27 protein-coding genes are annotated in these 25,489 nt (G+C 40.7%); 18 read left to right on the top strand and 9 right to left on the bottom strand.

Going from position 1 to position 25,489, the window contains the following annotated elements:
- The first annotated feature begins 5 nt into the window (after positions 1–5).
- From ACULLH_RS17220 to ACULLH_RS17200, 5 genes are all read left to right on the top strand, one after another.
- Positions 6–968, top strand: coding sequence for a GSCFA domain-containing protein (locus ACULLH_RS17220; RefSeq protein ID WP_454089998.1), 963 nt, complete (start codon positions 6–8; stop codon positions 966–968).
- Positions 969–1,109: 141 nt separating this feature from the next.
- Positions 1,110–2,312, top strand: a complete 1,203-nt coding sequence (locus ACULLH_RS17215; RefSeq protein WP_454089997.1) for a histidine kinase — start codon at positions 1,110–1,112, stop codon at positions 2,310–2,312.
- Entirely contained in the window at positions 2,312–4,156 is a 1,845-nt protein-coding gene (locus ACULLH_RS17210; protein ID WP_454089996.1) for a histidine kinase, read from the top strand. Before ACULLH_RS17215 ends, ACULLH_RS17210 begins: the two co-directional genes overlap by 1 nt.
- 3 nt (positions 4,157–4,159) lie before the next feature.
- The gene (locus tag ACULLH_RS17205) at positions 4,160–4,765 is read left to right on the top strand and encodes a DUF4230 domain-containing protein (protein ID WP_454089995.1); all 606 of its coding nucleotides are present in this window, start codon (positions 4,160–4,162) and stop codon (positions 4,763–4,765) included.
- A 56-nt stretch (positions 4,766–4,821) separates the two neighbouring features.
- A complete protein-coding gene (locus ACULLH_RS17200; RefSeq protein ID WP_454089994.1) occupies positions 4,822–6,501 on the top strand; it encodes a M1 family aminopeptidase in 1,680 nt (559 codons plus the stop codon).
- Here ACULLH_RS17200 and ACULLH_RS17195 read toward each other — a convergent pair.
- Positions 6,491–8,254, bottom strand: coding sequence for an aromatic amino acid hydroxylase (locus tag ACULLH_RS17195; RefSeq protein WP_454089993.1), 1,764 nt, complete (start codon positions 8,252–8,254; stop codon positions 6,491–6,493). The two genes, ACULLH_RS17200 and ACULLH_RS17195, sit on opposite strands and share 11 nt — an antisense overlap.
- 152 nt (positions 8,255–8,406) lie before the next feature.
- On the opposite strand from ACULLH_RS17195, the gene ACULLH_RS17190 reads away from it, so the two are divergent.
- The gene (locus tag ACULLH_RS17190; RefSeq protein ID WP_454089992.1) at positions 8,407–8,874 is read left to right on the top strand and encodes an Lrp/AsnC family transcriptional regulator; all 468 of its coding nucleotides are present in this window, start codon (positions 8,407–8,409) and stop codon (positions 8,872–8,874) included.
- Positions 8,875–9,030: 156 nt separating this feature from the next.
- On the opposite strand, the gene ACULLH_RS17185 is transcribed toward ACULLH_RS17190, so the two are convergent.
- Together ACULLH_RS17185 and ACULLH_RS17180 are read right to left on the bottom strand one after the other, a co-directional pair.
- Complete coding sequence (locus tag ACULLH_RS17185) at positions 9,031–9,609, bottom strand: DUF4136 domain-containing protein (RefSeq protein ID WP_454089991.1); 579 nt, start codon at positions 9,607–9,609, stop codon at positions 9,031–9,033.
- A 66-nt stretch (positions 9,610–9,675) separates the two neighbouring features.
- On the bottom strand, positions 9,676–9,837 hold the full coding sequence (locus tag ACULLH_RS17180; protein WP_454089990.1) for a DUF5522 domain-containing protein: 162 nt from the start codon (positions 9,835–9,837) through the stop codon (positions 9,676–9,678).
- Between the two features lie 159 nt (positions 9,838–9,996).
- On the opposite strand from ACULLH_RS17180, the gene ACULLH_RS17175 reads away from it, so the two are divergent.
- The 4 genes from ACULLH_RS17175 (at position 9,997) to hemL (ending at position 13,636) form a co-directional block, all read left to right on the top strand.
- On the top strand, positions 9,997–10,326 hold the full coding sequence (locus ACULLH_RS17175; RefSeq protein WP_454089989.1) for a hypothetical protein: 330 nt from the start codon (positions 9,997–9,999) through the stop codon (positions 10,324–10,326).
- Between the two features lie 9 nt (positions 10,327–10,335).
- A complete protein-coding gene (locus ACULLH_RS17170) occupies positions 10,336–11,241 on the top strand; it encodes a 1-aminocyclopropane-1-carboxylate deaminase/D-cysteine desulfhydrase (RefSeq protein ID WP_454089988.1) in 906 nt (301 codons plus the stop codon).
- Positions 11,238–12,089 (top strand): glucosaminidase domain-containing protein, encoded by an 852-nt coding sequence (locus tag ACULLH_RS17165; protein WP_454089987.1) that lies wholly within the window; start codon positions 11,238–11,240, stop codon positions 12,087–12,089. Before ACULLH_RS17170 ends, ACULLH_RS17165 begins: the two co-directional genes overlap by 4 nt.
- A gap of 269 nt (positions 12,090–12,358) precedes the next feature.
- The gene (gene hemL / locus ACULLH_RS17160) at positions 12,359–13,636 is read left to right on the top strand and encodes a glutamate-1-semialdehyde 2,1-aminomutase (RefSeq protein WP_454089986.1); all 1,278 of its coding nucleotides are present in this window, start codon (positions 12,359–12,361) and stop codon (positions 13,634–13,636) included.
- Between the two features lie 18 nt (positions 13,637–13,654).
- On the opposite strand, the gene ACULLH_RS17155 is transcribed toward hemL, so the two are convergent.
- Both ACULLH_RS17155 and ACULLH_RS17150 read right to left on the bottom strand, forming a co-directional pair.
- Positions 13,655–14,818, bottom strand: a complete 1,164-nt coding sequence (locus tag ACULLH_RS17155) for an MFS transporter (RefSeq protein WP_454089985.1) — start codon at positions 14,816–14,818, stop codon at positions 13,655–13,657.
- A gap of 70 nt (positions 14,819–14,888) precedes the next feature.
- Complete coding sequence (locus tag ACULLH_RS17150) at positions 14,889–15,620, bottom strand: hypothetical protein (RefSeq protein WP_454089984.1); 732 nt, start codon at positions 15,618–15,620, stop codon at positions 14,889–14,891.
- Positions 15,621–15,784: 164 nt separating this feature from the next.
- Here ACULLH_RS17150 and ACULLH_RS17145 point away from each other — a divergent pair, with 164 nt between their 5' ends.
- From ACULLH_RS17145 to ACULLH_RS17135, 3 genes are all read left to right on the top strand, one after another.
- The gene (locus ACULLH_RS17145; protein ID WP_454089983.1) at positions 15,785–16,339 is read left to right on the top strand and encodes a TetR/AcrR family transcriptional regulator; all 555 of its coding nucleotides are present in this window, start codon (positions 15,785–15,787) and stop codon (positions 16,337–16,339) included.
- Positions 16,340–16,403: 64 nt separating this feature from the next.
- On the top strand, positions 16,404–17,360 hold the full coding sequence (locus ACULLH_RS17140; RefSeq protein ID WP_454089982.1) for an alpha/beta fold hydrolase: 957 nt from the start codon (positions 16,404–16,406) through the stop codon (positions 17,358–17,360).
- A gap of 123 nt (positions 17,361–17,483) precedes the next feature.
- Positions 17,484–17,903: a DUF1348 family protein gene (locus ACULLH_RS17135; protein WP_454089981.1), complete on the top strand. Its 420-nt coding sequence runs from the start codon at positions 17,484–17,486 to the stop codon at positions 17,901–17,903.
- Positions 17,904–17,984: 81 nt separating this feature from the next.
- On the opposite strand, the gene ACULLH_RS17130 is transcribed toward ACULLH_RS17135, so the two are convergent.
- The 3 genes from ACULLH_RS17130 to ACULLH_RS17120 are packed head-to-tail and all read right to left on the bottom strand — an operon-like array spanning position 17,985 to position 21,178.
- Positions 17,985–18,428 (bottom strand): DoxX family membrane protein, encoded by a 444-nt coding sequence (locus ACULLH_RS17130; protein WP_454089980.1) that lies wholly within the window; start codon positions 18,426–18,428, stop codon positions 17,985–17,987.
- A 1-nt stretch (position 18,429) separates the two neighbouring features.
- On the bottom strand, positions 18,430–19,059 hold the full coding sequence (locus tag ACULLH_RS17125) for an HmuY family protein (protein WP_454089979.1): 630 nt from the start codon (positions 19,057–19,059) through the stop codon (positions 18,430–18,432).
- A gap of 13 nt (positions 19,060–19,072) precedes the next feature.
- Complete coding sequence (locus tag ACULLH_RS17120; protein WP_454089978.1) at positions 19,073–21,178, bottom strand: TonB-dependent receptor plug domain-containing protein; 2,106 nt, start codon at positions 21,176–21,178, stop codon at positions 19,073–19,075.
- Between the two features lie 104 nt (positions 21,179–21,282).
- Here ACULLH_RS17120 and ACULLH_RS17115 point away from each other — a divergent pair, with 104 nt between their 5' ends.
- Positions 21,283–22,191: a DUF6607 family protein gene (locus ACULLH_RS17115; protein ID WP_454089977.1), complete on the top strand. Its 909-nt coding sequence runs from the start codon at positions 21,283–21,285 to the stop codon at positions 22,189–22,191.
- A 49-nt stretch (positions 22,192–22,240) separates the two neighbouring features.
- Here the strand turns inward: ACULLH_RS17115 and ACULLH_RS17110 are convergent, their stop codons facing one another.
- Positions 22,241–22,657 (bottom strand): hypothetical protein, encoded by a 417-nt coding sequence (locus ACULLH_RS17110; protein WP_454089976.1) that lies wholly within the window; start codon positions 22,655–22,657, stop codon positions 22,241–22,243.
- Positions 22,658–22,726: 69 nt separating this feature from the next.
- On the opposite strand from ACULLH_RS17110, the gene ACULLH_RS17105 reads away from it, so the two are divergent.
- From ACULLH_RS17105 to ACULLH_RS17090, 4 genes are all read left to right on the top strand, one after another.
- Positions 22,727–23,584: a helix-turn-helix domain-containing protein gene (locus tag ACULLH_RS17105; RefSeq protein ID WP_454089975.1), complete on the top strand. Its 858-nt coding sequence runs from the start codon at positions 22,727–22,729 to the stop codon at positions 23,582–23,584.
- Positions 23,585–23,673: 89 nt separating this feature from the next.
- Entirely contained in the window at positions 23,674–24,075 is a 402-nt protein-coding gene (locus ACULLH_RS17100) for a DUF5367 family protein (protein WP_454089974.1), read from the top strand.
- A 14-nt stretch (positions 24,076–24,089) separates the two neighbouring features.
- The gene (locus ACULLH_RS17095) at positions 24,090–24,581 is read left to right on the top strand and encodes an anthrone oxygenase family protein (RefSeq protein ID WP_454089973.1); all 492 of its coding nucleotides are present in this window, start codon (positions 24,090–24,092) and stop codon (positions 24,579–24,581) included.
- Positions 24,582–24,606: 25 nt separating this feature from the next.
- Positions 24,607–25,443, top strand: a complete 837-nt coding sequence (locus ACULLH_RS17090; RefSeq protein WP_454089972.1) for an NmrA family NAD(P)-binding protein — start codon at positions 24,607–24,609, stop codon at positions 25,441–25,443.
- The last annotated feature ends 46 nt before the right edge of the window (positions 25,444–25,489 follow it).

Below are 25,489 nucleotides of genomic sequence, written 5' to 3'. Positions count from 1 at the left end.
AGCGTATGAAGCTTCAAACAACAATTTCGTTTGAGAAAGCTGAAGACCAGATTGGTTATCAAGACAAGATACTATTGTTAGGGTCTTGTTTTGTTGAGAATATAGGCAAAAAATTTGAGTATTTTAAGTTTCAGACTACCCAAAATCCCTTTGGGATACTTTTTCATCCACTTGCTATTGAAAATTTGGTTGAAAGGGCGATGGACAATACATCTTATCAAAAAAAAGAGGTTTTTGAGCATGCCGGAATTTGGCATTGTTTCGATGCGCATTCCGACATACGTGCTGCCTCAGAACAGGAATTGCTCCGTAATTTAAATCAGGGGCTACAGGACGTCAAGCAAGCACTTAATGACGCTACCTATATCATAATCACCTTAGGAACATCATGGGTTTATCGATACAATGCTACCCAAAAAACCGTCGCGAATTGCCATAAAGTTCCCCAGAAAGAATTCTCCAAAGAGCTGTTATCAGCCCGGGAAGTCCAATCAAGTCTTGAAAAAATTGTCGATTTGATAACTTCAGTAAATACAGGGGCAAGTATCATTTTTACGGTTTCGCCTGTACGCCATTTGAAAGATGGATTCGTGGAAAACCAGCGGAGCAAGGCGCATCTAATTTCTGCCGTTCATGCAACATTGTCCTCACGAGAAAATGCAAACGGTGTTTCTTACTTTCCTAGCTATGAGATTATGATGGATGAGCTTCGCGACTACCGTTTTTATGAAAAGGATATGGTACATCCCAATGAGTTGGCCGTGGATTACATTTGGGACAAGTTTAAATCGGTGTGGATTTCCCCTGAGTCTTATCCAATCATGGATGAAGTATCGAATATTCAAAAGGGATTATTGCATCGGCCCTTTAACCCCACTTCGGAAGAACATCAAAAATTCCAAAAATCACTACAAACAAAAATTGAACACCTACAAGAAAGATATCCTTTTATAAGATTCAATTCATAGAAGTGACATACAAAACTTTGTAAGTCCATTCATCAACTCTAGAACTTCATAGGTCAATACAAAAAGCCTATTCGTCAATTGAGGTATAAAGCGGCGTGTGAAACATGTTATATTCCTGTGTTAAACCTCAGCATAATACCCATGGCAAAAATTACCCAAAATGCACGGTTGTTTCCAGAAACCGAGGAGATAAAATTTGCCAATGTACTCATGTACTTTTCAGAATCCCTGCTGGGGATAGAAAACGAAGAAGAGATTCTATGGGATTTGGCGAAAAACTGCATTGCCAAATTGGGCTTTATTGATTGTGTGGTGTATCTATTGGACGAGGATAGGGATGTTATGGTGCAAAAAGCGGCCTATGGCCCTAAAAATCCAAAGGATTTTGAAATATATGAACCTGTGGAAAGGCCTTTGGGATTTGGAATTGTAGGCCATGTGGCGCAATCGGGCAATGCCGAACTTTTACATGACACATCCAAGGATAAGCGCTATAGAATGGATGATGAATTCAGGTATTCTGAGGTTTGTGTGCCTATTATTATCGATGGTGAAGTAATTGGCATCATTGATTGTGAGCATAACGAAAAGAATTTCTTCTCAGAGCACCATTTGCATATGTTACTTACCATATCAGCGATTTGCGCCATAAAAATTAAAGGCGTACGAGACAACAAAGCACTGGTCAAAAAACAGAAAAAGCTCCTAAAACTAAGGAAAGAAATGATGGAGTTACGATTGAAGGCCCTAAACTCCCAATTGAACCCACATTTTGTGTTCAATGCCCTAAACTCCATCCAGTTTTTTATCACTTCTGAAGATAAAAAGTCGGCACTTGAATACCTCACGGTCTTTAGCAAGCTTGTACGTTTCTATTTGAAGCATATCGATAGTGATAAAGTCAAAGTTTCGGATGAAATCAATATGCTGATATGGTATTTAAAGCTTCAAAAACTGCGGTACATTGAGCGACTGGAATATGAGGTCAATATTGAAAATGATGCAGCGCTGAGGAGTGCGATGGTGCCTCCTTTCGTTGTCCAGACCTTATTTGAAAACATTATTGAATATGCCGCATACAATCAATATGAAAACCAAAAATTGAGGGCAAACTTCAGGAATGAAGAAGGCTATGTTGTTTTGGAGCTGGAGTACAGAAATGTAGCTGGACAAAATGTTGAGCATAACCCGGAGTATCGGGATCTTATACTGGGTTGGCAAGACCAGATCAGATTATTGAATTCCGTTAGAAATTATAATATCGAAAAGGAGGTCACCTGTATCGATAAGAAGAACAAAAAGGGCGGGAATGTCACTTTAAAACTCCCAAATCTGCATGAATAATGACAAAGCCCTGTTTACACCTACTACTGTTGGTTGTTTTCGGATTTGGATGCCACTTTTCTGTTAAGGCACAAAACACACTTGACAGCGAGGGGAAAAATCTAACATTCGAAGTATTTAAAACATCCAATCAAAAGCTGACCATACATGATATTCTGGACCAAGAATATCCTTTTAAAAATTCTTTGGATTACTCAGAAAGAACGTGTCCCGACGATATTTTTTGGATTAAACTGGATTTCACAAATGAGCTTGATCATTTAAAGAAAGATTCAATTTGGATATTGACACCGCCACTTTTTGACTATGGTACGTTATATCAGAATGAAGGTGGATCCATCATCCGAACAAAATTTGGGTGGTTCGAGGACATCCCTTTTGAGGGATCTATGTTGCACAGTCCGGGAGTTCCATTCAAACGTACAGCACTTTTTCAAAATAAGTATATCTATCTGAGGGTAAAAAGTGTTGTTGATCTAGAAAAAATAAACGGTTGGAAAATAAGTTATCGATCGCAATTTAAGAATGGGCTTTCCAAGAATTTTTATAACACGGCAAATTTGAAATTTGTGATTCCTTCCTTTCTTTTTGCAGGGATGTGCATTATCATGTTTTTAATGATGATGATGTTCTTTGTGTACTCCAAACGAATGGAGTTCTTATTTTACTGTACCTACGTATTGTGCTTGTTTCTCTATTTGTTGCCCTACGTTTCCAGGCTTCATGTGCTGTTTCTGCCAAGTTTTAACTTGATCAGTTATACCTTTTATCAGCAAATGCAAATGTTGATCAACTTGAGCTATGTCCTGTTTGTGATGTATTACCTCAATACAAAAATTCTATATCCAAAATTGCATGCTGTCTGTAAAAAAATTGCTTGGATGTTGGTCATTGTCACTGTTTTGGACGTAATTTTTTTATTGGGCAAAAATTTCTTTGGACATATCTACCTGCTGCATTTTCAACGCTTGTTCATGACCCTGTTCGGACTAATTGCGATGATATATGTGTTGCTAAAAAGGAAGAACCATCTTGCCAGTTTTATCGTAGGGGGGTCCTTTTGTTATATGCTGGGCGCCTTGGGATTTTTATTCTTTAGAAATGGCTATTTCATGATTATAGGATCCAGTTTGGATATTTTAATTTTTGCAACTGGACTAACCTATAAAATACAAACAGAGTACAAAGAACGTCTTCAATTTCAACGGGAGGCACATATAAGTAAGGTCAAGGCACTACGGGCCCAGATTAATCCGCATTTTATTTTTAATTCCTTAAACTCCATACAAAATCTTGTTGCACAAAATGATAAGACATCGGCTTTAAAATATTTGTCCAGATTTAGTAGGCTTACCCGCAATGTTTTGGAGAGTTCCATAGAAACTAAAATAGCGTTGGTCAATGAGATCAGCATGCTTAATGATTACCTTGAACTGGAATCGCTCCGTTTTGACAATGCATTTGACTATGAGATAGCAGTAGACCCGTCATTGGATGTTGACACGATAGGATTTCCTTCGATGATCATACAGCCCTTTGTAGAGAATGCCATCATACACGGATTGTTGCCAAAAAAGGACACGGATAAAAAACTCTCCTTATCTTTTAAGAATGAAAACAACCATGTGCTATGCGAAATTGAGGACAATGGCGTAGGACGAAAAGCAGCTGGCAAAAAACAGAATGGTTATAAAAATAAAAGAGCAAGAGGAATGCAAGTGACCCTGCAACGCATAAAAGCCCTTACACATACGGAACACAAAAGCGCAATCAAAATTATTGACAAGGTAGATGGAAATCAGAATGCTTTGGGGACAAAAATCAGTATAGAAATACCAATCTAAACCATGAGAAAAGTTCTAGTAGGAGCAGTCATTGCCTTAGCCTCGGTGTTGATCTACAAATCCTGTGCGGATGATAGGGAACAACAAACCATGCTTGAAGAAACCTCGATGCTGATTCAACAGGAATTGAAAAATGTCTCCAAACTGATTGTGACAGAAGGACATTTTGTTGAGGTTTACAATTATGCAGATTCCAAAGAACTGTTCGGGTCCCTGGTCACTGCGGATAAAAAGGCTTTGGTAGTGGTGAATGCCGAAGCGACAATTTCCTATGATTTGAGTAAGATTGTCTATGAATTGGATGAAACGCAAAAAACCATTCGGATTTCTTCCATTCCAGAGCCTGAGATTAAGATCAATCCCGATTTTGAGTATTATGATGTGACCGCGGATTATTTTAACCCCTTCAATGCCGAGGACTACAATTCCATTAAAGAGAGCGTAATGGAGTCACTTTTAAAAAAGATAGAGGCATCCAATTTAAAATACAATGCTGAGAATCGATTACTGAGTGAACTTTCCCGAATATATGTACTATCAAATTCCATGGGATGGACGCTTCAATACAACAACAAACCGATTTCCGAAATTTCCAACTTTTTGGATTAAGTTGTTTTTGTAACATCACGGACTTTCTAGAGTCTTATGTAGAAATAAAAGGGATAATGAGGTACTTTCTTTTCGTTTTTGGCTGTGGTTTGCTGTTCACTTCTTGCATCCAGAACAGCCCCAATCAAATTGAATATGCAATCCGGACAATACATCAGGACAGTATCCATCAATTAAAGGTGGACATGAGTTTTATGCCCTCCGAGGACGGAATTACCATTTTGGAGTATCCCAATGAAGCATGGGGGCAACAGGATCTGCACAATGCCATTCAACATATGGAAGTGTCCGATGTGGCGAGCGATATTGAAGTCAATAAGGATAGCGGGTGGGTAATAATTAATCATCCCAAGAATCTAGATGAATTGAAGTTTCAATATGTATTACAGCAAGATTTTTCACACCCAATTACCTCCAGGAAAACATATAGGCCTATAATTCAACCAGAATACTTTCACCTATTTTCGCATAACCTATTTATGGTTCCCAAAACTGCGGGCGACACTTTGAACGTGCATATGGAATGGCAAGGACTGTCGAATAAGGAGGTTGTTCATAATAGCTTTGGAAGCAATGAGATAAGGCAGATTTTAAAGAATATCCCCAAAACTGAGTTTTTGGAATCCATTTTTGTAGGAGGGGATTTCGCCATCGAAGAAATCAGCATAAAAGGAAACAAGGTGTATTTGGCTACTAGGGGGAACTGGATTCCATTTTCAGTTGATGATGTAAAGGAACTTCTTGCGGAAACTCTGAAATATCAGCGTGAATTTTGGAACGATCATAGTCAAGAATATTTTACAGTGACCATGCAGCCCATTCAACAAGAAAATGGCAGTAGTTTTCAAGGTACGGGCCTAACCAATTCTTTTGCTACCTCGATTTCCAATAATGATTTTACAGATTTGGGTCAGATAGTATATCTCTTCAACCATGAATTGATGCACAACTGGATAGGGCATGTGATCCAAAATGAAAATGAAGAGGAACAATATTGGTTCAGCGAGGGATTCACAGAATATTATACCTATAAGAATGTAGCGAAAAACGGCATCAATGGTAAGGATGGAAGTTACTTTATCAATGCAATAAATGACCTTGTCAAAAATTTGTATTCACTTTCGATAAAAGAAGCTCCCAATAGTGATATGAACTATGAAAATTTTTGGTCCAACCCGGAGTATCAAAAATTACCCTATTACCGGGGCGCGTTGTTGGCCTTTTATCTGGATTATGGTATTATGAAGGATTCTCAAGGGAAGCATAGTTTGGATGATTTGATGAAAGAGGTGCTGACAGCGGCGAAGGAAAAAGGACAAAAACTCAATCATCCCTATTTCTTAAACGTATTGAAGAAATATTTGCCTAAGGATTCAGCCCATATTTTTAACACCCATGTAAAAGATGGAAAATTGTTGCCTTTGGCAGATTTTTATAATACCATGGGATTGGATTATACCGAAGAGATCCATGTTTTTGACCTTGGATTTCAATTTACCGAAGATAGGAGGGGTATACTTTCCGTTATTGAGGGAAGTGAAGCGGATAAAGCCGGATTGAAGCCAGGCGATAAGATAATTTCGCAAAGCATTTGGTTCGGCGATACCAATATGCCTGCGGAAATTGGTGTGGGCCGAAACGGGGAGAAATTGAATTTCTCATACATGCCGGTCAAGGCAGAAAATGTGGCTGCGTTGGTAAACTCAAAGGAGAATATTGAAAAACTCAGGCTTTAACGTGTGCATTTTCGATTAAGCCTATCCCATCATCAATCAGGTGACCCACTTTTGGGTTGTTTTGCTTAACGGTTTCCAGATGTGTCTTAATTTCTTGCTGAAACCCTGGGTCATTGCTTTTTCTGGCAAGTTCAAAAAGTTCTACGGATAACAGCCAATCATCAGGATAGTTTTCCTGAAGCTCTTTAAAAACTTTATTTCTAGAAGTTGTGGTGTTCGTGCCCTCTCTGAAATCCCGTATCTGCTGATAATACAGCTCCAATTGTTTTGTTGAAGTGCTTTTTTCCTGTTTAATGGTCGTTTCGGAAAGCTCGTGGGTGATGAGATTAAAACTGTGCAAATCAGCCGGTCCGTTAAAGGCTGAGACTACTTCTTGACCAACAGCCATATGGTAGAGACCCCATTCCGGCAAAAACAAAATGGTGCCATCGTGGGTGACTTTGCAATCCTTGAACGTGATCAACAAGATTTTTCCCTGCAGATTTCGGGTTCCGGTAATAATAGTGCCCTCAACTTTGACACCGCCTTCAAATTCCAAGGAAATCTGCTCGCCTTCATAAATTTTGTATGCTTTTAAATCTCTCGGGCCCATATCCTCTATGGCCAGATTAATGCCCTTTAATTTTCCAATGGGAGAACCGAATCCTTCAGCATGGTGGGCCGTGCTATGTCCTACCAGTTCCTTTTCCCGATAAGCTAAGGCGGTAGGTCCAACAGTCCTTACGTAAATGGGTTTACCATCATGTGCTATAACCGAATTGAACTGTCCTGAAATTTGCAATCCAGTACTGAGTTCTATGGTGCCCAATGCCCTGGATTCAACCAGTTTATCAAGTCCTTTGAGTCCGCCTGTCCTAAGGGCCATAGTGTTAGCAAAATCTTCCAGTACCTGACTCAAATGGGCAAAGTCGGGAGTTACAAACAACTGTGGTTGTGGTTTGGTGATATCAAAAGCTCTTTGAGCAGTTTCAATGGTGTATGGTAATTTTTTTACATCATCTTGCATGCACCATGTACTTTCCCCTATGGAGGACAGGAGACCAGCACCATAAATTTTTGGGTCTTCAACCGTTCCGATCAGTCCATATTCGACGGTCCACCAATGTAAATTTCTTATTAGGGCCATTTCGCTGGGATTGCCCATGTTTTCCTGAAGGTGTTCGATGTGTTTTTCAGCCTCATCGATTTCATTCTGGGGAGTGCCTTGCGCTTCTTTGATTATGGAAAGATGCCTTACCGCTTCATAAAGCTCATAATCCTTGGCACTGGAAATAGCCTTGCTTCCAATTTCGCCGAACCGTCTAAGATATTCTGCATATTCAGGGTTAGCTATGATTGGGGCATGGCCCGCTCCCTCGTGGATGATATCCGGTGCCGGGGTATACTCAATGTTCTCCAATTGTCGTATATCCGAAGCAATGACAAGTACATTATAGGCTTGAAATTCCATAAAGGCGGAGGGCGGAATAAAACCATCCACTGCAACAGCGGCCCAACCTATCTCCTTTAAAATACGGTTCATACCGTACATGTTCGGGATATGGTCAATAGAAATGCCTGTCTGTTCCAATCCCTCCACATACGATTGATGTGCTACTTTGCTCAAGTAGTCCACATTCTTTCGCATCACATACCGCCAAACAGCTTGGTCAATGGCCGAGTATTCCTCATAATTCTGGGGCTTTATAAACTGCTTTAAATGTTTCGGCAGTTTATCTAGAATGGGATTGCTTTCGTATGCGCTTTTTTTCATGGTGATATCATAACAACTTCCTATAAAGGTAATATGATTAGAAAAAATAGCATGTTAAATCGAATATCGTAGGAATATATACTTTTTTAATGCTATATTTTAGGAATAAGTTATATTTTTAATATGTTGAAAATCGCAAAACAGGAAAAAGTATGCAAGCTCAATTGGATACCATTGATCGGGAGATTCTAAGAATCTTGGAAAAAGATGCCAAAACGGTTGCTAAAACCATTGCTGAGCAACTTGGCCTGACCAAAACACCGGTATATGAGCGTATACGAAGATTGGAGAACGAAGGTTTTATTAAAAACTACTCAGCCATCATTAACAAAGAACTGGTTGAGAGCAGCATTACGGTATTTAGTTTTGTTTCTCTGGAAGCCCAAAAAGGACATTTGATGGATGATTTTTTAAATCAGATGAAACAGTTTCCAGAGGTTACGGCCTGTTTTGTAGTGGGCGGGGAGTTTGACTTTCTATTAAAGGTTATTGTGAAGAATCTGGATGCATACTACAATTTTGCGAAGACTAAAATTGCATCTTTGCCCAATATCGGGGCAGTCAAAAGCGCATTTGTTTTGAACGAGGTAAAGAATGAAAATACTTTTCCTTTACTATAAAGCGTGAAAAAGAACGAAGAACCCACTTCACTTTTCCAACTTCGATGAACACATTCAACTTAGCTACTTTGGATTCTTCGCCCTATTTTTTATTATGCTGTCATTCCCGTTTTCGCGGGAATCCATAGATTCAGGATTTTATTATAATAAAATCTTCTAGTTTGCGGCTACAGCCGTCGATGATGGAGGATATTCTTCAAGAATATGCGATACGAATTCGCGAATACGCTCCTCTTTCTTTTCGATATTCTTGGTGTTGTTTAACGTACCTACACCACGACCTTGCCATACCAATTCTTTCTTTTTGGCGTCAATTACGTCTATATAAAGTGATCCTTCTGTACGGGTACTTACATTGGGTTGATTATTCCAACCCCATCCCCATCCAGGGCCCCAGACCCACGGGTTGTAGAAACCACCCCAACCCCAGCCAAAGTTGTTGTTATATACATCAACACGTTCGCGCTCCTTGGTAAAGATGCTCACCAGCACATCCGGATTTTGGGATTTTACAAAGCCTCTCGAGCTCATTTCGTTATCAATGGCCCGTAGAATACGTTTTTTGTCCAAATCGGAAATTTGGGCTTTGTCTATACCTGTCTTATAAAAGGCATAGGATTTATAGGTTTGAAAATCGGCTTTTTTATCGTAATCGGAAATCACCCTAACAGAGCTGCAGGATGCCAATAAAACAACTGCAAGGGCAGCTAAGGAAAACAGTTTTACATTTTTCATAGGAATCTTTTTTGAGTTCAACGAAATCATTAAAATAAAGTCACAAATATTATGCCGAAGATTGCCTTAAAGCCTTGAATTTGTTTTTTTATCATATCCATAAGGGCAATGGCGGCAACCGCTCTCGCAACAATACCCTCGCTTAAGATGATATTGCTTTGTAAACACTTTATAACCTTCCTCCGAGAGGTAAAAATCACCCTCTTCCAAGGGAATATATTCCTTCATATAAATCTAAACCAATATAAAATTAAGGTATTCCGATGAAAAGCACCCAAAGCACAATTGTTAAGTAATTCACCGAAATTGTTAATGTTATTATCGGATCATTTCAATTTTCTAATATCTTGGAGGTTATCTTTGTAGGAAACCTATTATAGTTTTAGCGTGATATTGGTTTTTAAACATTTCTTTTATAAAAACTACGTGGGCCTTTCCCTATGGCCATTTATCTTTTTAAAAGAAGATACCCTTAAAAATGATGAAGTACTCATTAACCATGAGCGTATTCACCTAAAACAGCAGAGAGAGTTGCTGATTCTCCCATTTTATATCCTGTATATTGCTGAATGGTTGATAAGAACCCTTTGGTATTTGGATAGTTATAGGGCATACCAAAACATTAGTTTTGAACGCGAAGCCTATGCCAATGAGGATGATAAGCAGTATCTTGCACGCAGAAAGTCCTTTGGTTTTTTGGACTATTTGACGCGTTAATCATACCACTTGCTTGTTCCCAATCAAAAAATAGATTTACCTATTCTTAAGGAAAAGGCAGTTTCTCTTTGTATCAAAAGGGAAGATACCATCCACCCCCATATTTCAGGGAACAAATACCGAAAGCTTAAATACAACCTGCTCGAAGCAAAAAAACACAACCATTCCACATTGCTCACCTTTGGAGGGGCTTTTTCCAACCATATAACCGCAACAGCTTGCGCGGGAAACGAAAAGGGATTTAACACTATTGGCGTTATTCGGGGGGAAGAGCTCAAAGCCGACTGGCAAGATAATCCGACTTTAAAACTGGCACACGAACACGGGATGACATTTCATTTTGTTTCCCGAAGCGATTTCAGAAAGAAAAACGAAAAATCTTTTTTAAATGGATTGAAGGATGCTTTTGGCGAGCTTTATATCCTTCCTGAAGGAGGAACTAACGAGATGGCCGTAAAAGGTTGTGAAGAAATCCTGACCGAGGCCGATGCCGAGTTCAATCTTGTTTGCAGCTGTGTGGGGACCGGTGGAACCATTGCAGGTCTTATCAATTCAACGCTGTCCCATCAAACTGTTTGGGGGTTCCCAGCACTTAAGGGGGATTTTCTAAAGGAAGATATCCGTAAATTTGCCCGAAATAAAAATTGGGAACTGATTTCCGATTACCATTTCGGAGGGTATGCCAAAGTTGATGCAGGTTTAATTGAGTTCATCAACACCTTTAAAAGGGAAACTGGGATTCCTTTGGACCCTATTTATACAGGAAAGATGCTTTTTGGTATTTTTGACTTGATTAAAAAGGATGCTTTTAAAAAAGGAACCCAAATTTTAGCCATCCATACCGGAGGGCTGCAAGGAATAAAAGGTATGAACCTTGTATTAAAGAAAAGAAACTTACCGCTGTTGGACGTATGATAAGGAGAATAGGATATGTTTTGGCGCTTGTTATCGTGCTCGCAAGTTGTAAATCCAAAAAAAGGACGGTAACCCAGCAACCCAAACCAGTTGTTGAGGTAAAAAAAGACCGGAATCCCAATGCTGGGATTCCCAAAGATGGACCCAAAGATTCTGAACTATACCCATTGCCGGTTAATCCGGGTCGATTTGTAAAATTTCCCATTGCCAATACCCAGGAATATATTGAAACCTTTGCCGAAATGGCTAAGTATGAAATGCGGGCTTTTGGCATTCCGGCCAGTATAACCTTGGCCCAGGGTATTTTGGAAAGTGGTTCGGGCAAGGGAGAACTTACCCGAAAGACGAACAACCATTTTGGGATAAAATGTCACACCGGGTGGGATGGAGAGTTCGATTTTCATGATGATGACGCCAAAGGGGAGTGCTTCAGAAAGTACAATCATCCCATGTATTCCTTCCGGGACCACAGCATTTTCTTGTCGTCACGTTCGCGCTACAAGTTTTTGTTCAATTACCGAAGGGATGATTATAAAAAATGGGCCTACGGTTTACGCCAGGCAGGTTACGCCACCGATCGAAAATATCCTCAAAAGCTGATTGCCCTGATCGAACGGTACGATCTAGATCAATATGATGAAGAAGTGGTACGTGGCGGATTGGAAACTGTTCGTAAACCCATACAATACGAAGTGTTCACCCATGTTGTGGAAAAGGGGGAGACCTTGTATGCCATCTCGCGGAAATATGCCATTTCTGTGGATGAACTAAAACAAATCAATAACCTAAGCAATAACACCATTTCCATTGGGCAGGTGCTCAATATCCGGAAAGAAAAAACCAAATAAACTGTCATGTCGAGTGTAGTCGAGACGTGACAGTTGTAAAAAGATGTCATCCTGAGCTCCTGCCTTCCGAAGTCTCGTGCGGAGGACAGGTAGTAGAAGGATTGACTTCTTAAACAAGCAAATTGATTTTTTGGAAAAAGAAACGATTGCTAAGTTTGCATTTCATTTTTTATTACCGATGGATGCTGAGCGGAGTCGAAGCATGATGCGGAATCCAAAAACATGAGAATTAAAGATTCCTGCCTTCGCAGGAATGACAAGAAAATTAAATGATCTATCAAAGAAGCAGTGCCCTGTTCGCAGAGGCCAAAAAGTATATCCCAGGCGGAGTAAATTCCCCGGTTCGGGCGTTTAAGGCCGTAGGAGGCGACCCCATTTTTGTAAAAGAAGCCAAGGGAGCTTATCTATATGACGAAGATGGAAGCCAACTTATCGATTACATTGCCTCTTGGGGACCACTGATTCTCGGTCATGCACATGAGCCTGTAATCAATGCGGTGATAGAGAAGGCTAAAAAAGGGACTTCTTTTGGAATGCCCACTGAAATTGAGACCGAACTGGCCCAACTGGCTGTTTCCATGGTGCCCAATATTGATAAGATTCGTTTTGTAAATAGCGGTACCGAAGCTTGTATGAGTGCAGTTCGCTTGGCGCGAGGTTATACCGGAAAAGATAAGATCATCAAGTTTGCGGGTTGTTATCACGGTCATTCGGATTCATTTTTGATTCAGGCCGGGAGCGGCGCCGTAACTTTTGGAAGTCCTAATAGTCCCGGGGTGACCCAAGGAACCGCAAAAGATACTCTTCTTGCCAATTATAACGACTTGGAAAGTGTAAAAGCTCTGGTTGAGGCCAGTAGGGGGGAGATTGCCGCCTTGATTTTGGAACCTGTGGCTGGGAATATGGGCTGTATTATTCCAACTAATGAATTTATTCATGGTTTGCGTGATATCTGCACCCAAGAAGGCATTTTGTTGCTGTTTGATGAGGTCATGACCGGATTCCGATTGGGCAAGGGAGGTGCACAGGAAGCTCTGGGTATTGATGCCGATATCGTAATGTTCGGAAAAGTGATTGGAGGAGGACTTCCCGTAGGGGCATTTGCCGCACGAGCGGAGATTATGAGCCATTTGGCACCAGAAGGTCCAGTGTACCAAGCAGGAACATTGAGTGGAAACCCCTTGGCCATGAGTGCCGGACTTGCCATGCTCACAGAACTCAATAATAAACCCGAAGTATTTACCAGTTTGGCTCAAAAAACGGAATATCTGCATAAAGGGATAGCTGATGTGTTGACCGATAAAGGGGTGACACATCAAATCAATCGCTATGGAAGTATGATTTCGGTACATTTTTGTGAAGAACCGGTAGTGGATTTTGCATCTTCCGCCAAGGGGAATAACGATACCTTTAAAAAGTACTTCCACGGCATGTTGGAGCAGGGGGTTTATCTCCCTCCCTCTGCGTTTGAAAGCTACTTTTTGAATGATGCCTTGAGCTATGCTGATTTGGACAAGACCATCGAAGCGGTTAAAACGGTTTTTTAGTCCCTAGTTCTTAGGATATTACTTTTTTCGCAATCCCAATAACCCAAGAATGGGACCGATGGCCAACACCACAAAAAGGTATTGGGATGGAACTAAATCTTGAAGTAAAGTAACCACCTGCAAGCTCACAATGGTGATGGCAAAACCAATGCAATTCACAATGGTCAGGGCGGTACCCTTGATTTCCATGGGTGCATTTTGAGCCACAAGGGTTGAAAATAAAGGTGAATCCATGATGACCACCATACCCCAAAACAAAAGAAACAGAACAAAAACAGGAGTAGTGGCATAACTCAAGAATAATGGAGATGCCAAGCAACACAGGCCGGAAAGCAATAATGCGGTTGTTGCCGTTGGTTTGGCTCCTTTGTGAAGCGAAATGTATCCCCCAATCACACAGGCCAACCCGCCAATGGCGATAATCCAGAACGACCAAAAGGAAATTGGGAAGAGGTTGAGACCTTTCCATTCCATATGTAGCGCCAGTAATACAGGAACAAAGGCCCAAAAGGTGTACAGTTCCCACATATGTCCAAAGTAGCCGAAGGCCGCAGCCCTGAATTTTTTCTTTTTAAATACGGCGTAAAATGCGGTCAGGTCCAAATGCTGACTGGGTTTTCGGTATGGACCATCAGGAACTAAAAGTACCATTAAGATTCCGCCTAAAACTGCCAAAGCTGAAATAGCGTAGATTACATATTGCCAGGGAAACACTGCAGAAATCCATTTTAGAAAGTGCGGTAGGGCTGTACCGACAACCAAAGCTCCTACCAAGTATCCCAATGATTTTCCCAAGCCCTTATCGAAATAATCAGCGGCTATTTTCATTCCAACGGGATAGATACCTGCCAAAAAGAAACCGGTAAAAAAACGAGAAAGTAATATATGGGTGCCGCTTATTCCATCCCAAACCAGGATCAAATTGCTCAAGGCCCCCAAAATGGCACTCCATAAAAATACTTTGGAGGGTGAAAAACGATCCGTGATGGTCAGGAGGGCGAATAACAACGTACCCACAATAAACCCAAATTGAACGGCTGAGGTAATGTTGCCAACACTATCCACTCCCAAATTGGAATCCGCAATCAGAGAGACCAATACCCCATTGCCTGCAAACCACAAGGATGTGCAAAAAAATTGTGCGATTACAATGGTGGGTAAAATGTGCTTGGGCGGTTTCACAAAGGTGTTTGCTTAAAACTGTCGTCTAGATTACAACAGCTTTACGAAAATAGAGGATTATTTATAGGTTCTACCCTTTAATTATATGGCGCAAAAAAGTATCCACGGCCTCTGACCGACCTAGTGGCTCCAAAAAGCAAGTATAGACGTTTACCATAACCGCCAAATACGTTGCTGGGTGTTTGAGTTTTTGATATTTCCAGGCTGCAAGAAGAATGAGTGAAATAATAATCGTCTGAGTCAAATATACAGGAGCCATAATGTCTATATTGGGCCAATCATCAAGATGTATCAAAACTTGTGTGTTCTGAACTCCGCGACCGAAAGCGGGCATCATAATGATAAAAACAGTCGTTATCAACCACCAGGCATGGTCTTCCAGATTTTTGCGTTTAATGATGCTCATGACCACGGCATAACCAAATGCGATTATCATTACAATTTCTACCGCTGCTACGCCCATAAAGAACCAAGGCTCAAACGGACCAAAAGCATCACGCAGTTCAGCGGAGCGATTAGCATGGACAATATCCCGGTGTAACATGCTAAAAGCCGTAATGCAAACTCCACCAGCCAAAAACATTCCGATAATACCATTGGTTCGGTGTTTTTCCAATCGACCATGGGTAGCATAATAAGGTTGCAGCATCAGGAAGAGATACCAAACAGTACCTGTCCAATAATGCACGTGTACAGCCCATGTATTTTCAGTGAAGTCTCCCCAATAATCCCTAAAAATTCCAAGTTGCATTAACACCATAGGAATAAGCATCCAAAGGTGGAGTGTTTTGTATTTGTTCATAAGACCAATATTTAAGGGGGGACTTTAAAGGGGGGAAATTCGTTGGCATTAAGATAGTTAAAAGATATGGAAAGGAAAAAATAAAAGGTTGGTTCATAAAAAATGTTAAAATTTTACCGAACGTTTGGTAAAATTGAAATTCTTGTTACATTTGCCCCATGAGAATGGCAAAAGTATCAGATCAGGAAATTTTAAACGGACTCATGTCCGTGTTTCGCTCCAAAGGCTATGACGGGGCCAGCTTAAACGAGTTGGCTGAGGCTACGGGGCTTAAAAAAGCCAGTCTGTACCATCGCTTTCCCGGAGGAAAAAAAGAAATGACCGCTGCCGTGCTCGATTGTATGGAATCATGGATCAACGATGAGGTGTATAAGGTGTTGTCCAACGACCAGATTGCCCCTACTCAGCGCTTGAAGGATGCTTTAAAGAACATTAATGGCGTGTACAACGGAGGAAGGGAAGTATGCTTGTACCGTTCGCTTTCCATGGATACGGGAATGGCACTGTTTGGTGAGAAAATAGAAAAAGGGATCAACCAATGGTTGGCGTCCTTCAGCATTTTGGGACAAGCTTTCGGACAGGATACAGAAACAGCCATGCAAAAAGCGAAGCAAAACTTTATTGAAGTGCAGGGAAGTTTGGTACTTTCAAAAGCGATGGATAGCACTGAGCCTTTTCAGCATGCCATCAAACAAATTGAAAATAGGTATAAAAACTAAAAAAATTTAAGCATTAAAATTACCGAACGTTCGGTAAATAAAATAACAATTAAATATAAAAACAATGAAAACTAGAAAAACAATTGTAACACTATTTACGATGGCGACTTTGCTCGCTTCGAACCTTAACGGACAAAGGTCCAATGCAAAACAAGATTATCCAACTACATATCACACTGTACAGGTGTCCGGATTGGATATTTTTTACCGCGAAGCGGGTCCAAAAGACGCACCAACCCTACTTTTATTACATGGCTACCCTACTTCTTCGCATATGTTCCGCAATTTGATGGAAGATTTATCGCAAGATTACCATTTGATCGCACCCGATTATCCTGGTTATGGACGTAGTTCCCAGCCGCCAATGGCAGAGTTTGAGTACTCCTTTGACAACTTTGCGGAGATTGTTGACCAGTTATTGACACAGCTCAAATTAGATCGTTATAGCTTGTATTTAATGGATTATGGAGCACCAGTTGGATATAGGATATTTGAAAAACATCCTGAAAGAGTAGAGGCATTTATAGTGCAAAATGGAAATGCGTATGACGAAGGATTGGCGGATTTTTGGATTCCTTTAAAGAAGTATTGGAACGATTACACCATTGAAAATGGAAAGGCTTTGGAAGGATTTCACCAACTAGGAGGTCTTAAATGGCAGTATTTGCACGGTGTACAAGACAGCACGAAGGTAAGTCCAGATAATTGGAACCAGGATTTACAACACCTTACCCGCCCTGAGAACAATGAGATCCAATTGGCAATGTTCTACGATTATCGCACTAATGTGGATAGATACCCTGGATGGCAAAAACTGTTTCGCGAGTATCAGATACCCACTTTGATTGTATGGGGAAAGAACGATTACATCTTCCCGCCTTCTGGAGCATATCCATATAAAAGGGATTTAAAGAATGTGGAATTCCACTTACTGAACACTGGGCACTTTGCCTTGGAGGAAAAGGGTGATGAAATTGCCAACTATATCGATAATTTCTTAAAGAAGAACAAGATTCAGTAATTAGGTTCGCTGCCCGTAGCACAGTTTTTTCATGATGCTGCGGGTAGTGTTTTTTACCTTTTTACGACATAATCCAAGAGACCTTTGCAAAGGTCTTTCGAAATCAAAAATTATACAAACATCATGGAAAAAGACGAAATAAAATTGCCCGTACCTCCCTTTACTTTGGAAACGGCCAAACAGAAAATACAGATGGCAGAAGATGCTTGGAACAGTAAAGATCCTGTTAAAGTATCGAAAGCATATACGGTAGACAGCGAATGGAGAAATCGTTCACAATTTATTCACGGAAGGGAAGAAATCCGGTCATTTTTGGAAAACAAATGGCAAAATGAACTCAATTATAAGCTGAAAAAGGAATATTGGGCGCATGGAGATGACCGTATTGCGGTTCGGTTTGAATACGAATACCAAACCAAGGAGGGTGATTGGTTTCGGGCCTATGGCAACGAGAACTGGGAATTTGAGGCAAAAGGCTTGATGAAAAAGCGCTATGCCAGCATAAACGATGTACCCATTAAAGAAGAGGAACGGAAGCTGTAAGAGATATGGGTAAAGAAAATGGGGCCAAGGCCCCATTTTCAACAAAACAAACTAAAACTAACCAACTCAGACTTGGCTCGATCAAATCGGTCTAATCCAGAGCAAGTGTTTCCATTTATCACGCTCCTTAAGGATGAGCAATATGTTGATGGCAAAAAGCCCTCCCGTTTCAAGGAGTTCACCTATCTCATCCGCTTCCAGGAAAACGTGAAATAAAAAGATATGTAGCGTAATGGGCAAGAGAAAAATAGCTCCTACAAAACTGGTTCCCTGCAACAGCAGCAATAATCCAAAAAGCAGTTCGGCAATTCCCAATACCTGCCAAAAATATCCGGTTTGTTTGGCTCCGCTGATGTACAATATCTTTTGAAGTGTACTTTCCTTTTCAGGAGCTTTGAACTTTTCCGCTTTCTCCAATACTTCGATGGGATATGGAATAGGTTTTTGGAATTTTTGGAATCCGCCATACACCATCATTCCGCCCAAAATAAGACGCAGGATAATAAACAAAATGTGTGCCTTCATCTTACTGGGTTAAAGTAGTTTCACCTGCATTGGGATTGTACACGTAGTTAAACGTGTAAAATCTTGAGGCATCTGTGTTTGGATCAGGATTGGCTGGTGCGTCCTCATAATAACTTAAAAACTCAACCTTGGCATACTTTCCATCATGGGTGCGTATTACAAACACCTTTCCGGGTATTGCAGATACCACATTGGTCATAAAATTATAATTGTACCAACCATTGTCGCTACCTGTTGGAATTGCAAAAGCACCGTCGGCATCCTGGGTAAATGTCAATCCTTCTGCACTGGTGATGCTTGCGAAGGTTCCTGATTGAATAGACACCCCTCCATTTCCATTTCTGCTGGGTTCTTCGGCAGTTCCGGTCACTGCACCACCATTTACCGCTACCGTAGTACCTCTAAAAGCAAGATCCCATTCGGTATCACTTGAGGTAACCTCCCCGGTGGCAAAACTAAATTTGGTGAAGTCACCTCCCACAGGTTGACCCTGGCCACCCGTTTGGGGAGCAGCAATGTTTGAGGCAGTCCTGCTTTCAACGGGATCCAGATTTGGACCGTCATCGTCACTGCAGCTTACAAAAGCAATATATAAGAATAAAAGGCTGAAAAGTTTAAAATTGGTTTTCATGAGTATTTATGAATTAAAATTGAATATTAAGTTTTGTGAATAGTTGAATTCCAGGGTTTATGAGCACTTCGCTGTCCTGGGCCGCCAATGGGTTGGTTCCTTTAAAATTCAAAAGGTTGTTGGCTCCCAATTGTAGCTGATAGTGCTTTAAAAAAGTTTTGCCAAAGGCCAGGTTCACCAATGCATAACCGTCTACGAATGAATCATCAAAATCATCCAACAACCCATTGCCATTGCGATCTGTAAGTCCAAATTTGCTTCTATAGGTAACCCTTAGATTGGCATTGGCCTTCCATTTGGGGATTTCGTAAAACGTTTTAAAATTGAGGGTATGTCTAGAGCGGTTTTCCAATCCAAAGTAATCCGATTTTTCCAGCTGGATGGTGGCTAAAGTTTCCGGATCACGGGCAAACACCTCACCATTGTCAATAGCATCCAATTTATCCTTGTCGTAGGCAAATAAAAGTTGATATCCCGCTGAGAAATTAAGTTGATTCGAAGGTCTGTACTTTATGTCTACCTCCAGACCTTGGGTATATACACTTTCCCTGTTGATGTAGCCAAAAACATTTTGTCCGTTGGTTTTGGCTGCCAAGATTCTGGTATCGATGAGGTTTTTAAAGTCATTTCTAAAGAAATTGAGGTCAGCTGATAACTTTCCCTTTTTAAAAGCAAAGCCCAGATTGTAGCCGATGGAACTTTCCGCATCCAATTTTTCCCCTAATTCAGAGGCATCTACCTGAAGCGTTGCTATTTCACCGTTATTTTGAAGTCTTTGTATGCCTGCAGCTTCAACCTCTTTCCCAAATACGGAATACCCGCCTCCCGCGGCATTGGTAAAATCGAGGTAGAGTTGCCTAAAATCAGGCGCTTTAAAGCCACTGCCGACCGAAGCTTTGACCGCTATATTTTCTGAGAGTTGGTAACGCGTTGAAATTTTTGGACTCAGCTGTGAATTATACTCGCTGTGATTGTCGAAACGCGCACCAGCAATTAGATTTAGGTTTTGCAATGGCAAAAAATCATACTGGGCGAACACGTATTGGGAATCGAAGGATACGGTTTCAGCAAAAAGAGAACGGTTTAGACTTTCAAAATTATAGCCTCCACCTATGGTGAGCGTGTTGTCTGCTTTAAAAGTATGGTTGAAACGAATTTCAGGTCGAAAGAGTTTTTGGTCGAAGTCATTTTCAATTAATACTTCATTATCTATGGGATCGACGGTGCTTTCATTGGTGATATAATTGGTATAATAAAATTCATATTGAAGATTGGTCTTTTTTGAAGGATCATGATTGACTTTCAATTGCAGGTTGGTGTCCTTTTCTTCACTGGTACTTGGGGAAACATCAAATTCTTGAAAAAAATGGCGGCCAGAGGCATAAATATCCAACTGATCTGAGAATTCATAAAACAAACGTCCATTGAAGGTATAATTGAAAAAAGGGTTCACGGTGCTACCTTCTTGACCTGGAGCCAGGTCATACCCATCCGTACTTAGTCTGTCACCAAAAAATGAATAGCCAAGCTTATCTAACCGTTGGTTGATGCTGAGATTGCTGTTCTGGTTATTAAAGGAGCCCACGCGATGAGATACTTGGCCACTTACTTTGTCCGAAACTGGTTTTTCGCTGATGATATTGATAACTCCGCCCAAGGCTTCTGAACCAAAAAGACTGGAGGAAGGTCCTTTAACGACCTCAATTTGTTTAATGTTGCCTATGGCAAACCGGCTCAGGTCAAGATTCCCGGAACTTCGACCCACAACGGGAACACCATCTATAAGTACCAAAATGTAATCTGATGCTATACCTTGAATCTGGACGCCCTCGCCGCCTCCGATGGTGGCATCAGGTGTCATTATGATTCCAGTCTGCTCGTTCAATATCTCATTCAAACGGGTTACGCCGGTCTGTTCCAATTGTTTTTTTGGAATCAAGGTCACAGGGAGGGGGAGGGAAGATAACTGCCTTATAGTACGAGTGGCGGTCACTACAACTTCATCCAAGTTTTCTGTAAGAATGGAATCTTTTTCCAAAGATGGATTTTCCTGGGCGCTAAGTCCAAGGGCAATCAAGCAGGAAAAAATAAATGCAATATTATTTTTATTTAGACTCATTCTAGTTTAGATTTGCGACAAATATATATTTATTTTAATTCAATCTAAATAAGAATAATATTAATTTTTAATTTTTTTTAATTCCAAAAAACAAGACGTTTAAAATGAGACACGTAACACTTTTTACTGTATTGAGCTTAATGTTTGTGGTGGGTGCAGAGGCCCAGAGCAAGAAAAAACAAGACCAAAAAGCCATCAAGAACATGTGTGGTTGTTATGAGGTTGGTTTCAATTTTGCCGAAACTTTTGAATATTCCGATGATGAAAACTATGTGCCATCCAAAGTAAAACACGATAAAGCACTAGAATGGGTGCAACTGGTATCGGACGACAAGGACAAGATTGCCATGCAGCACCTTTTAATTGTTGGAAAACCGGATTCTCCAAGGATAATCAAGCATTGGAGACAGGATTGGTTGTTTGAGAACACGGATTTATACACCTATAATGCAGACAATGCTTGGAAATATGTCTCACTTCCAAAGGAAGAAGTGAAAGGGCAATGGACACAAAAAGTGTATCAAGTAGACGACAGTCCTCGGTATGAGGGATCTGCGACCTGGATTCATGGGAATGGACAAAGTTATTGGGAAAATGCTACTGACGCACCGCTACCCAGAAGGGAATACACCAAAAGAAGTGATTATAACCTGACCCTTAGAAACAACAGGCATGTTGTAACTGAAGAAGGATGGGTGCATGATCAAGACAATAAAAAAATCATTAGAAAAGAAGGTACTTCAGATGTGGTTTTGGCCGAGGAAAAAGGTTTCAATACCTATAAAAAAGTAGCGGACAGTCGATGCAAAGCTGCCCAGGACTGGTGGAAAGAGCATGGTGCTGATTGGGCCAAGGTTCGAACCAAATGGGATAATGTCTTTGCACAAAAACAGGACTTGAAACTAAATGCCAAAGTGGACGGCATGCCGCTTTATGCCCATCTTTTTTCTGAGGATTTTGATAGTTCAGAAGAGAATATTGCTAAGACTATAGATGCTTTTATTTCAAAGTAATATAGAGATTGGTTAGTTTGGTTGAAAGCCACCTGCATGGGTGGCTTTTTTATGCTTGGTAGTTTTTTTCCACCAACCGTTTGGAAATCCACCAATAATTACCCGCTGGATCAATGATGCCTCCTTGACGGTCTTCATAATCCATATCCATCGGATCTAAACAGTTTTGGGCACCATGGTCCAATGCATTTTGAAATACTTGATCAACATCGTTTACAAACAGGTAGAATGAAGTTCGCATATTTTCAAACTCTCCTCGGGCCTGACTGATCATAAAACAACTATCCCCAATTTTAAGGATAACATTGGCGACATCGCCGGTTTTTTCATTTACGGTGCGATTCAGTTCCTCGGCATAAAAAGCTTCCTTTAAAAAATTGATTTCTTCTTCCGGATTCACAACAAATAAATAGGCGTTTACTGTATGAAATCCTTCGGGTCTGAACGTATTAAATATTGCTTTCATAGAACGTGAATTTTATGTGAGCGATTATTAGCTCAAATTAGGTAAATTTAATATGTACTAGTAAGACGAATGACCCGCGATATTTTGGACATAAATGATTTTACCGTCTTGGTCGAGGTGGCAAATTCGGAGAAGACTATTGTCGACTCCTGCTATTTTGATGAACCATTGATTGCCGTTGCACTCTATGGTTCGGGCAACGTGCACTTGTCCATGAAATATGGGGACAAACAAAAAGAGTATGAGCATACGAAAGGGCTGGCCCTCTCCTTTTATGCAGATGAAACAGTGGAATGTGTTCATACCGTATCGGCCAAAAAACCGTTGCAGTGCCTAGTAATTGCCACTTCCCCCAAAAATCTTGTCAAATTGCCCAACAACGAAGGGGAATTGTTTGCCGAACTTTTGGATCAATTGGTAAAACCTTCGGATAGTTATGTTGAGGGACCACGATTTTTTATGACCCCGGAGATGCAACATATTGTAGATGGCATTTTCAAAAATACTTATGAAGGAAAAGCTAAGATGATGTTCTTTCGAAGTCAGATAACGGCCTTGTTGTCACATTTCTTTTGGCAGTTGTCGACTTTGCAGGACCAGGGCATTAAAAATATCGAACGGAAAAAATTATATGAAGCCAAAGAAATCTTATCAAACAATTTGGACACTCCTCCTTCACTTACCGAACTTTCACGTCAGATAGGATTGAACACTTTTAAGCTTAAGAAAGATTTCAAAGAGCTTTTCGGCGTACCGGTATTCAAATACCTTCAGAATGAGCGTATGACCAAGGCCCATGACCTTATCCGAAAAAATGAGGCTACGGTCCAGGAAGCCGCATGGCATGTTGGATATGATAGTCTGAGCTCCTTTTCCAACGCTTTTTCAAAGAAATTTGGTTTCCGTCCCAGCGAAATCAAGCATTAATACTTTTCGAACAAATCATACTCCTTTTCGAACAACTGCTCCCTTGAGAGCTGCTCTAGTTTTGTCTTGTAATTAAAAAACGAGCAGTCATGAAAAACGTAAGAGCAATTTTAATTGGAGTATTGATTTGGATCCTTGGTGTTAGCGCATACGCCTTATCCTTTTATCTCCCCTTTATGGATGATAAGGAACAACAGGCCAATGCTGTCTTATTTGCAACTGTGATACCCTTGGTTTGGATGGGGTCGTGGTTGTACTACAAAAAAGGAGCCAACACACATGGGTGGCAACTTGGCCAAACACTTTTCCTTACAAGTGCAACGTTGGATGCCCTAATTACCGTACCCTTTCTGATCATACCTAACGGAGGTAGTTACTATGCATTTTTTACCGACTTGGGCTTTTGGTTGATTGCCCTGGAATTTATGGCAGTGGCCCTGCTGTATTGGTACATCAAAGTCCACTTGAAACTTAACAAACTACAGAACTAATCAAATTATGAATCATGGAAATTACAATGAGCAATCTCACACTTTTCGCGGTCACGTTATGCTTTGGCCTGGTCGCAGGACTATGTTTTACATGGGGAAACGCCGTAACCCCTGGTATTGGACAATTGGACGACCTGAGTTATCTGCAGGCATTTCAGAAAATGAACCGCAGCATTGAAAACCCTTTGTTCTTTACCGTATTTATGGGGTCATTTTTGATGGGCGTAGCTGCCATATTTGCGAACAAAGGTATTTCTACGACGCATTTTTGGTTGATCTTGATCGCCGTGGCCATATACTTTTTTGGATTGATTTTGGTCACTGTCGCGGGCAACATACCCCTAAATCAAATTTTGGACAAGACGGATTTACTCCAAAGCAGTGCCGAAGAATTGAAAATACTCCGCGAAAAGTTTGAAAACCCTTGGAATCGGTTTCACACCATCAGGATGGTGTCTACCACGATTTCATTTGCACTATTGATCATAGCTGGAATAAGTAAATAAGTATAAACATCTAAATCGAACAATTATGAAAAAAAACATTTTAGTATTAGGAGGAACTGGAAAAACTGGACGTAGAATTGTCCAAAAACTGAACAAACGTGGGCACAATGTGCGCGTTGGATCACGAAACGCAAACCCAGCTTTTGATTGGAACACCCCTGAAACTTGGGGAACGGCCTTGGAAGATATAGAGAGCGTTTATATTACCTATCAACCCGATTTGGCAGTTCCAGGTGCCTTGGAAGCCATTGAAAGTTTCGTAAGAGAGGCGAAGAGAAAAGGTGTACAAAAATTGGTGCTGCTTTCTGGAAAAGGTGAGCGCGAGGCCGAATTATGTGAACAAGTGGTCATTAATAGCGGAATTGATAGCACCATTGTTAGGGCCAGTTGGTTCAACCAGAATTTTAGCGAGAGTTTCTTTTTAGAGCCTATTCAGGCAGGTTTTGTGGCCTTGCCCCATGCGGATGTGAAAGTACCCTATGTGGATGCTGATGATATAGCCGAAGTTGCTGTTGAAGCTTTGCTTGACAATAAACATAATGACAAAATTTATGAACTCACTGGAGGGCGTTTTTTGACTTTTAGGGAAGTCATTGCCGAAATCACTGAAGCCACAGGAAGGGAAATTGCATTTACACCGATTGGGTTGCCGGCATATACCCAAATGTTGAAGGAACATGGCGTGCCAGAAAATTACGTTTGGTTGATTAATTATCTTTTCACGGAAGTTTTGGCCAATGAGGCAAATCAAGTCATGACGGATGACGTCGAGAAGGTGTTGGGTAGAAAACCAAAGGACTTCTTAACTTATGTAAAGGAAACAGCGGCAACAGGTGTTTGGAACCAAGCTGTGGGAGTTTGATAAGATTCATGCCTTTATAGATAAAGCAGATCTAAAAGATCTGCTT

The sequence above is a fragment of the Flagellimonas sp. 2504JD4-2 genome, from assembly GCF_053642935.1.
Note: the sequence above shows the minus strand (reverse complement) of the source record. Positions and strands in the feature narration are given on the sequence as shown.

Coding starts and splice junctions, on each gene's coding strand:
- ACULLH_RS17210 (WP_454089996.1), top strand. CDS start 2,312: ATGACAAAGCCCTGTTTACACCTACTACTGTTGGTTGTTTTCGGATTT.
- ACULLH_RS17095 (WP_454089973.1), top strand. CDS start 24,090: ATGGAAATTACAATGAGCAATCTCACACTTTTCGCGGTCACGTTATGC.
- ACULLH_RS17220 (WP_454089998.1), top strand. CDS start 6: ATGAAGCTTCAAACAACAATTTCGTTTGAGAAAGCTGAAGACCAGATT.
- ACULLH_RS17090 (WP_454089972.1), top strand. CDS start 24,607: ATGAAAAAAAACATTTTAGTATTAGGAGGAACTGGAAAAACTGGACGT.
- ACULLH_RS17180 (WP_454089990.1), bottom strand. CDS start 9,837: ATGAAGGAATATATTCCCTTGGAAGAGGGTGATTTTTACCTCTCGGAG.
- ACULLH_RS17185 (WP_454089991.1), bottom strand. CDS start 9,609: ATGAAAAATGTAAAACTGTTTTCCTTAGCTGCCCTTGCAGTTGTTTTA.
- ACULLH_RS17125 (WP_454089979.1), bottom strand. CDS start 19,059: ATGAAAACCAATTTTAAACTTTTCAGCCTTTTATTCTTATATATTGCT.
- ACULLH_RS17110 (WP_454089976.1), bottom strand. CDS start 22,657: ATGAAAGCAATATTTAATACGTTCAGACCCGAAGGATTTCATACAGTA.
- ACULLH_RS17105 (WP_454089975.1), top strand. CDS start 22,727: ATGACCCGCGATATTTTGGACATAAATGATTTTACCGTCTTGGTCGAG.
- ACULLH_RS17135 (WP_454089981.1), top strand. CDS start 17,484: ATGGAAAAAGACGAAATAAAATTGCCCGTACCTCCCTTTACTTTGGAA.
- ACULLH_RS17115 (WP_454089977.1), top strand. CDS start 21,283: ATGAGACACGTAACACTTTTTACTGTATTGAGCTTAATGTTTGTGGTG.
- ACULLH_RS17140 (WP_454089982.1), top strand. CDS start 16,404: ATGAAAACTAGAAAAACAATTGTAACACTATTTACGATGGCGACTTTG.
- hemL (WP_454089986.1), top strand. CDS start 12,359: ATGATCTATCAAAGAAGCAGTGCCCTGTTCGCAGAGGCCAAAAAGTAT.
- ACULLH_RS17120 (WP_454089978.1), bottom strand. CDS start 21,178: ATGAGTCTAAATAAAAATAATATTGCATTTATTTTTTCCTGCTTGATT.
- ACULLH_RS17200 (WP_454089994.1), top strand. CDS start 4,822: ATGAGGTACTTTCTTTTCGTTTTTGGCTGTGGTTTGCTGTTCACTTCT.
- ACULLH_RS17130 (WP_454089980.1), bottom strand. CDS start 18,428: ATGAAGGCACACATTTTGTTTATTATCCTGCGTCTTATTTTGGGCGGA.
- ACULLH_RS17215 (WP_454089997.1), top strand. CDS start 1,110: ATGGCAAAAATTACCCAAAATGCACGGTTGTTTCCAGAAACCGAGGAG.
- ACULLH_RS17190 (WP_454089992.1), top strand. CDS start 8,407: ATGCAAGCTCAATTGGATACCATTGATCGGGAGATTCTAAGAATCTTG.
- ACULLH_RS17145 (WP_454089983.1), top strand. CDS start 15,785: ATGGCAAAAGTATCAGATCAGGAAATTTTAAACGGACTCATGTCCGTG.
- ACULLH_RS17195 (WP_454089993.1), bottom strand. CDS start 8,254: ATGAAAAAAAGCGCATACGAAAGCAATCCCATTCTAGATAAACTGCCG.
- ACULLH_RS17205 (WP_454089995.1), top strand. CDS start 4,160: ATGAGAAAAGTTCTAGTAGGAGCAGTCATTGCCTTAGCCTCGGTGTTG.
- ACULLH_RS17100 (WP_454089974.1), top strand. CDS start 23,674: ATGAAAAACGTAAGAGCAATTTTAATTGGAGTATTGATTTGGATCCTT.
- ACULLH_RS17165 (WP_454089987.1), top strand. CDS start 11,238: ATGATAAGGAGAATAGGATATGTTTTGGCGCTTGTTATCGTGCTCGCA.
- ACULLH_RS17150 (WP_454089984.1), bottom strand. CDS start 15,620: ATGAACAAATACAAAACACTCCACCTTTGGATGCTTATTCCTATGGTG.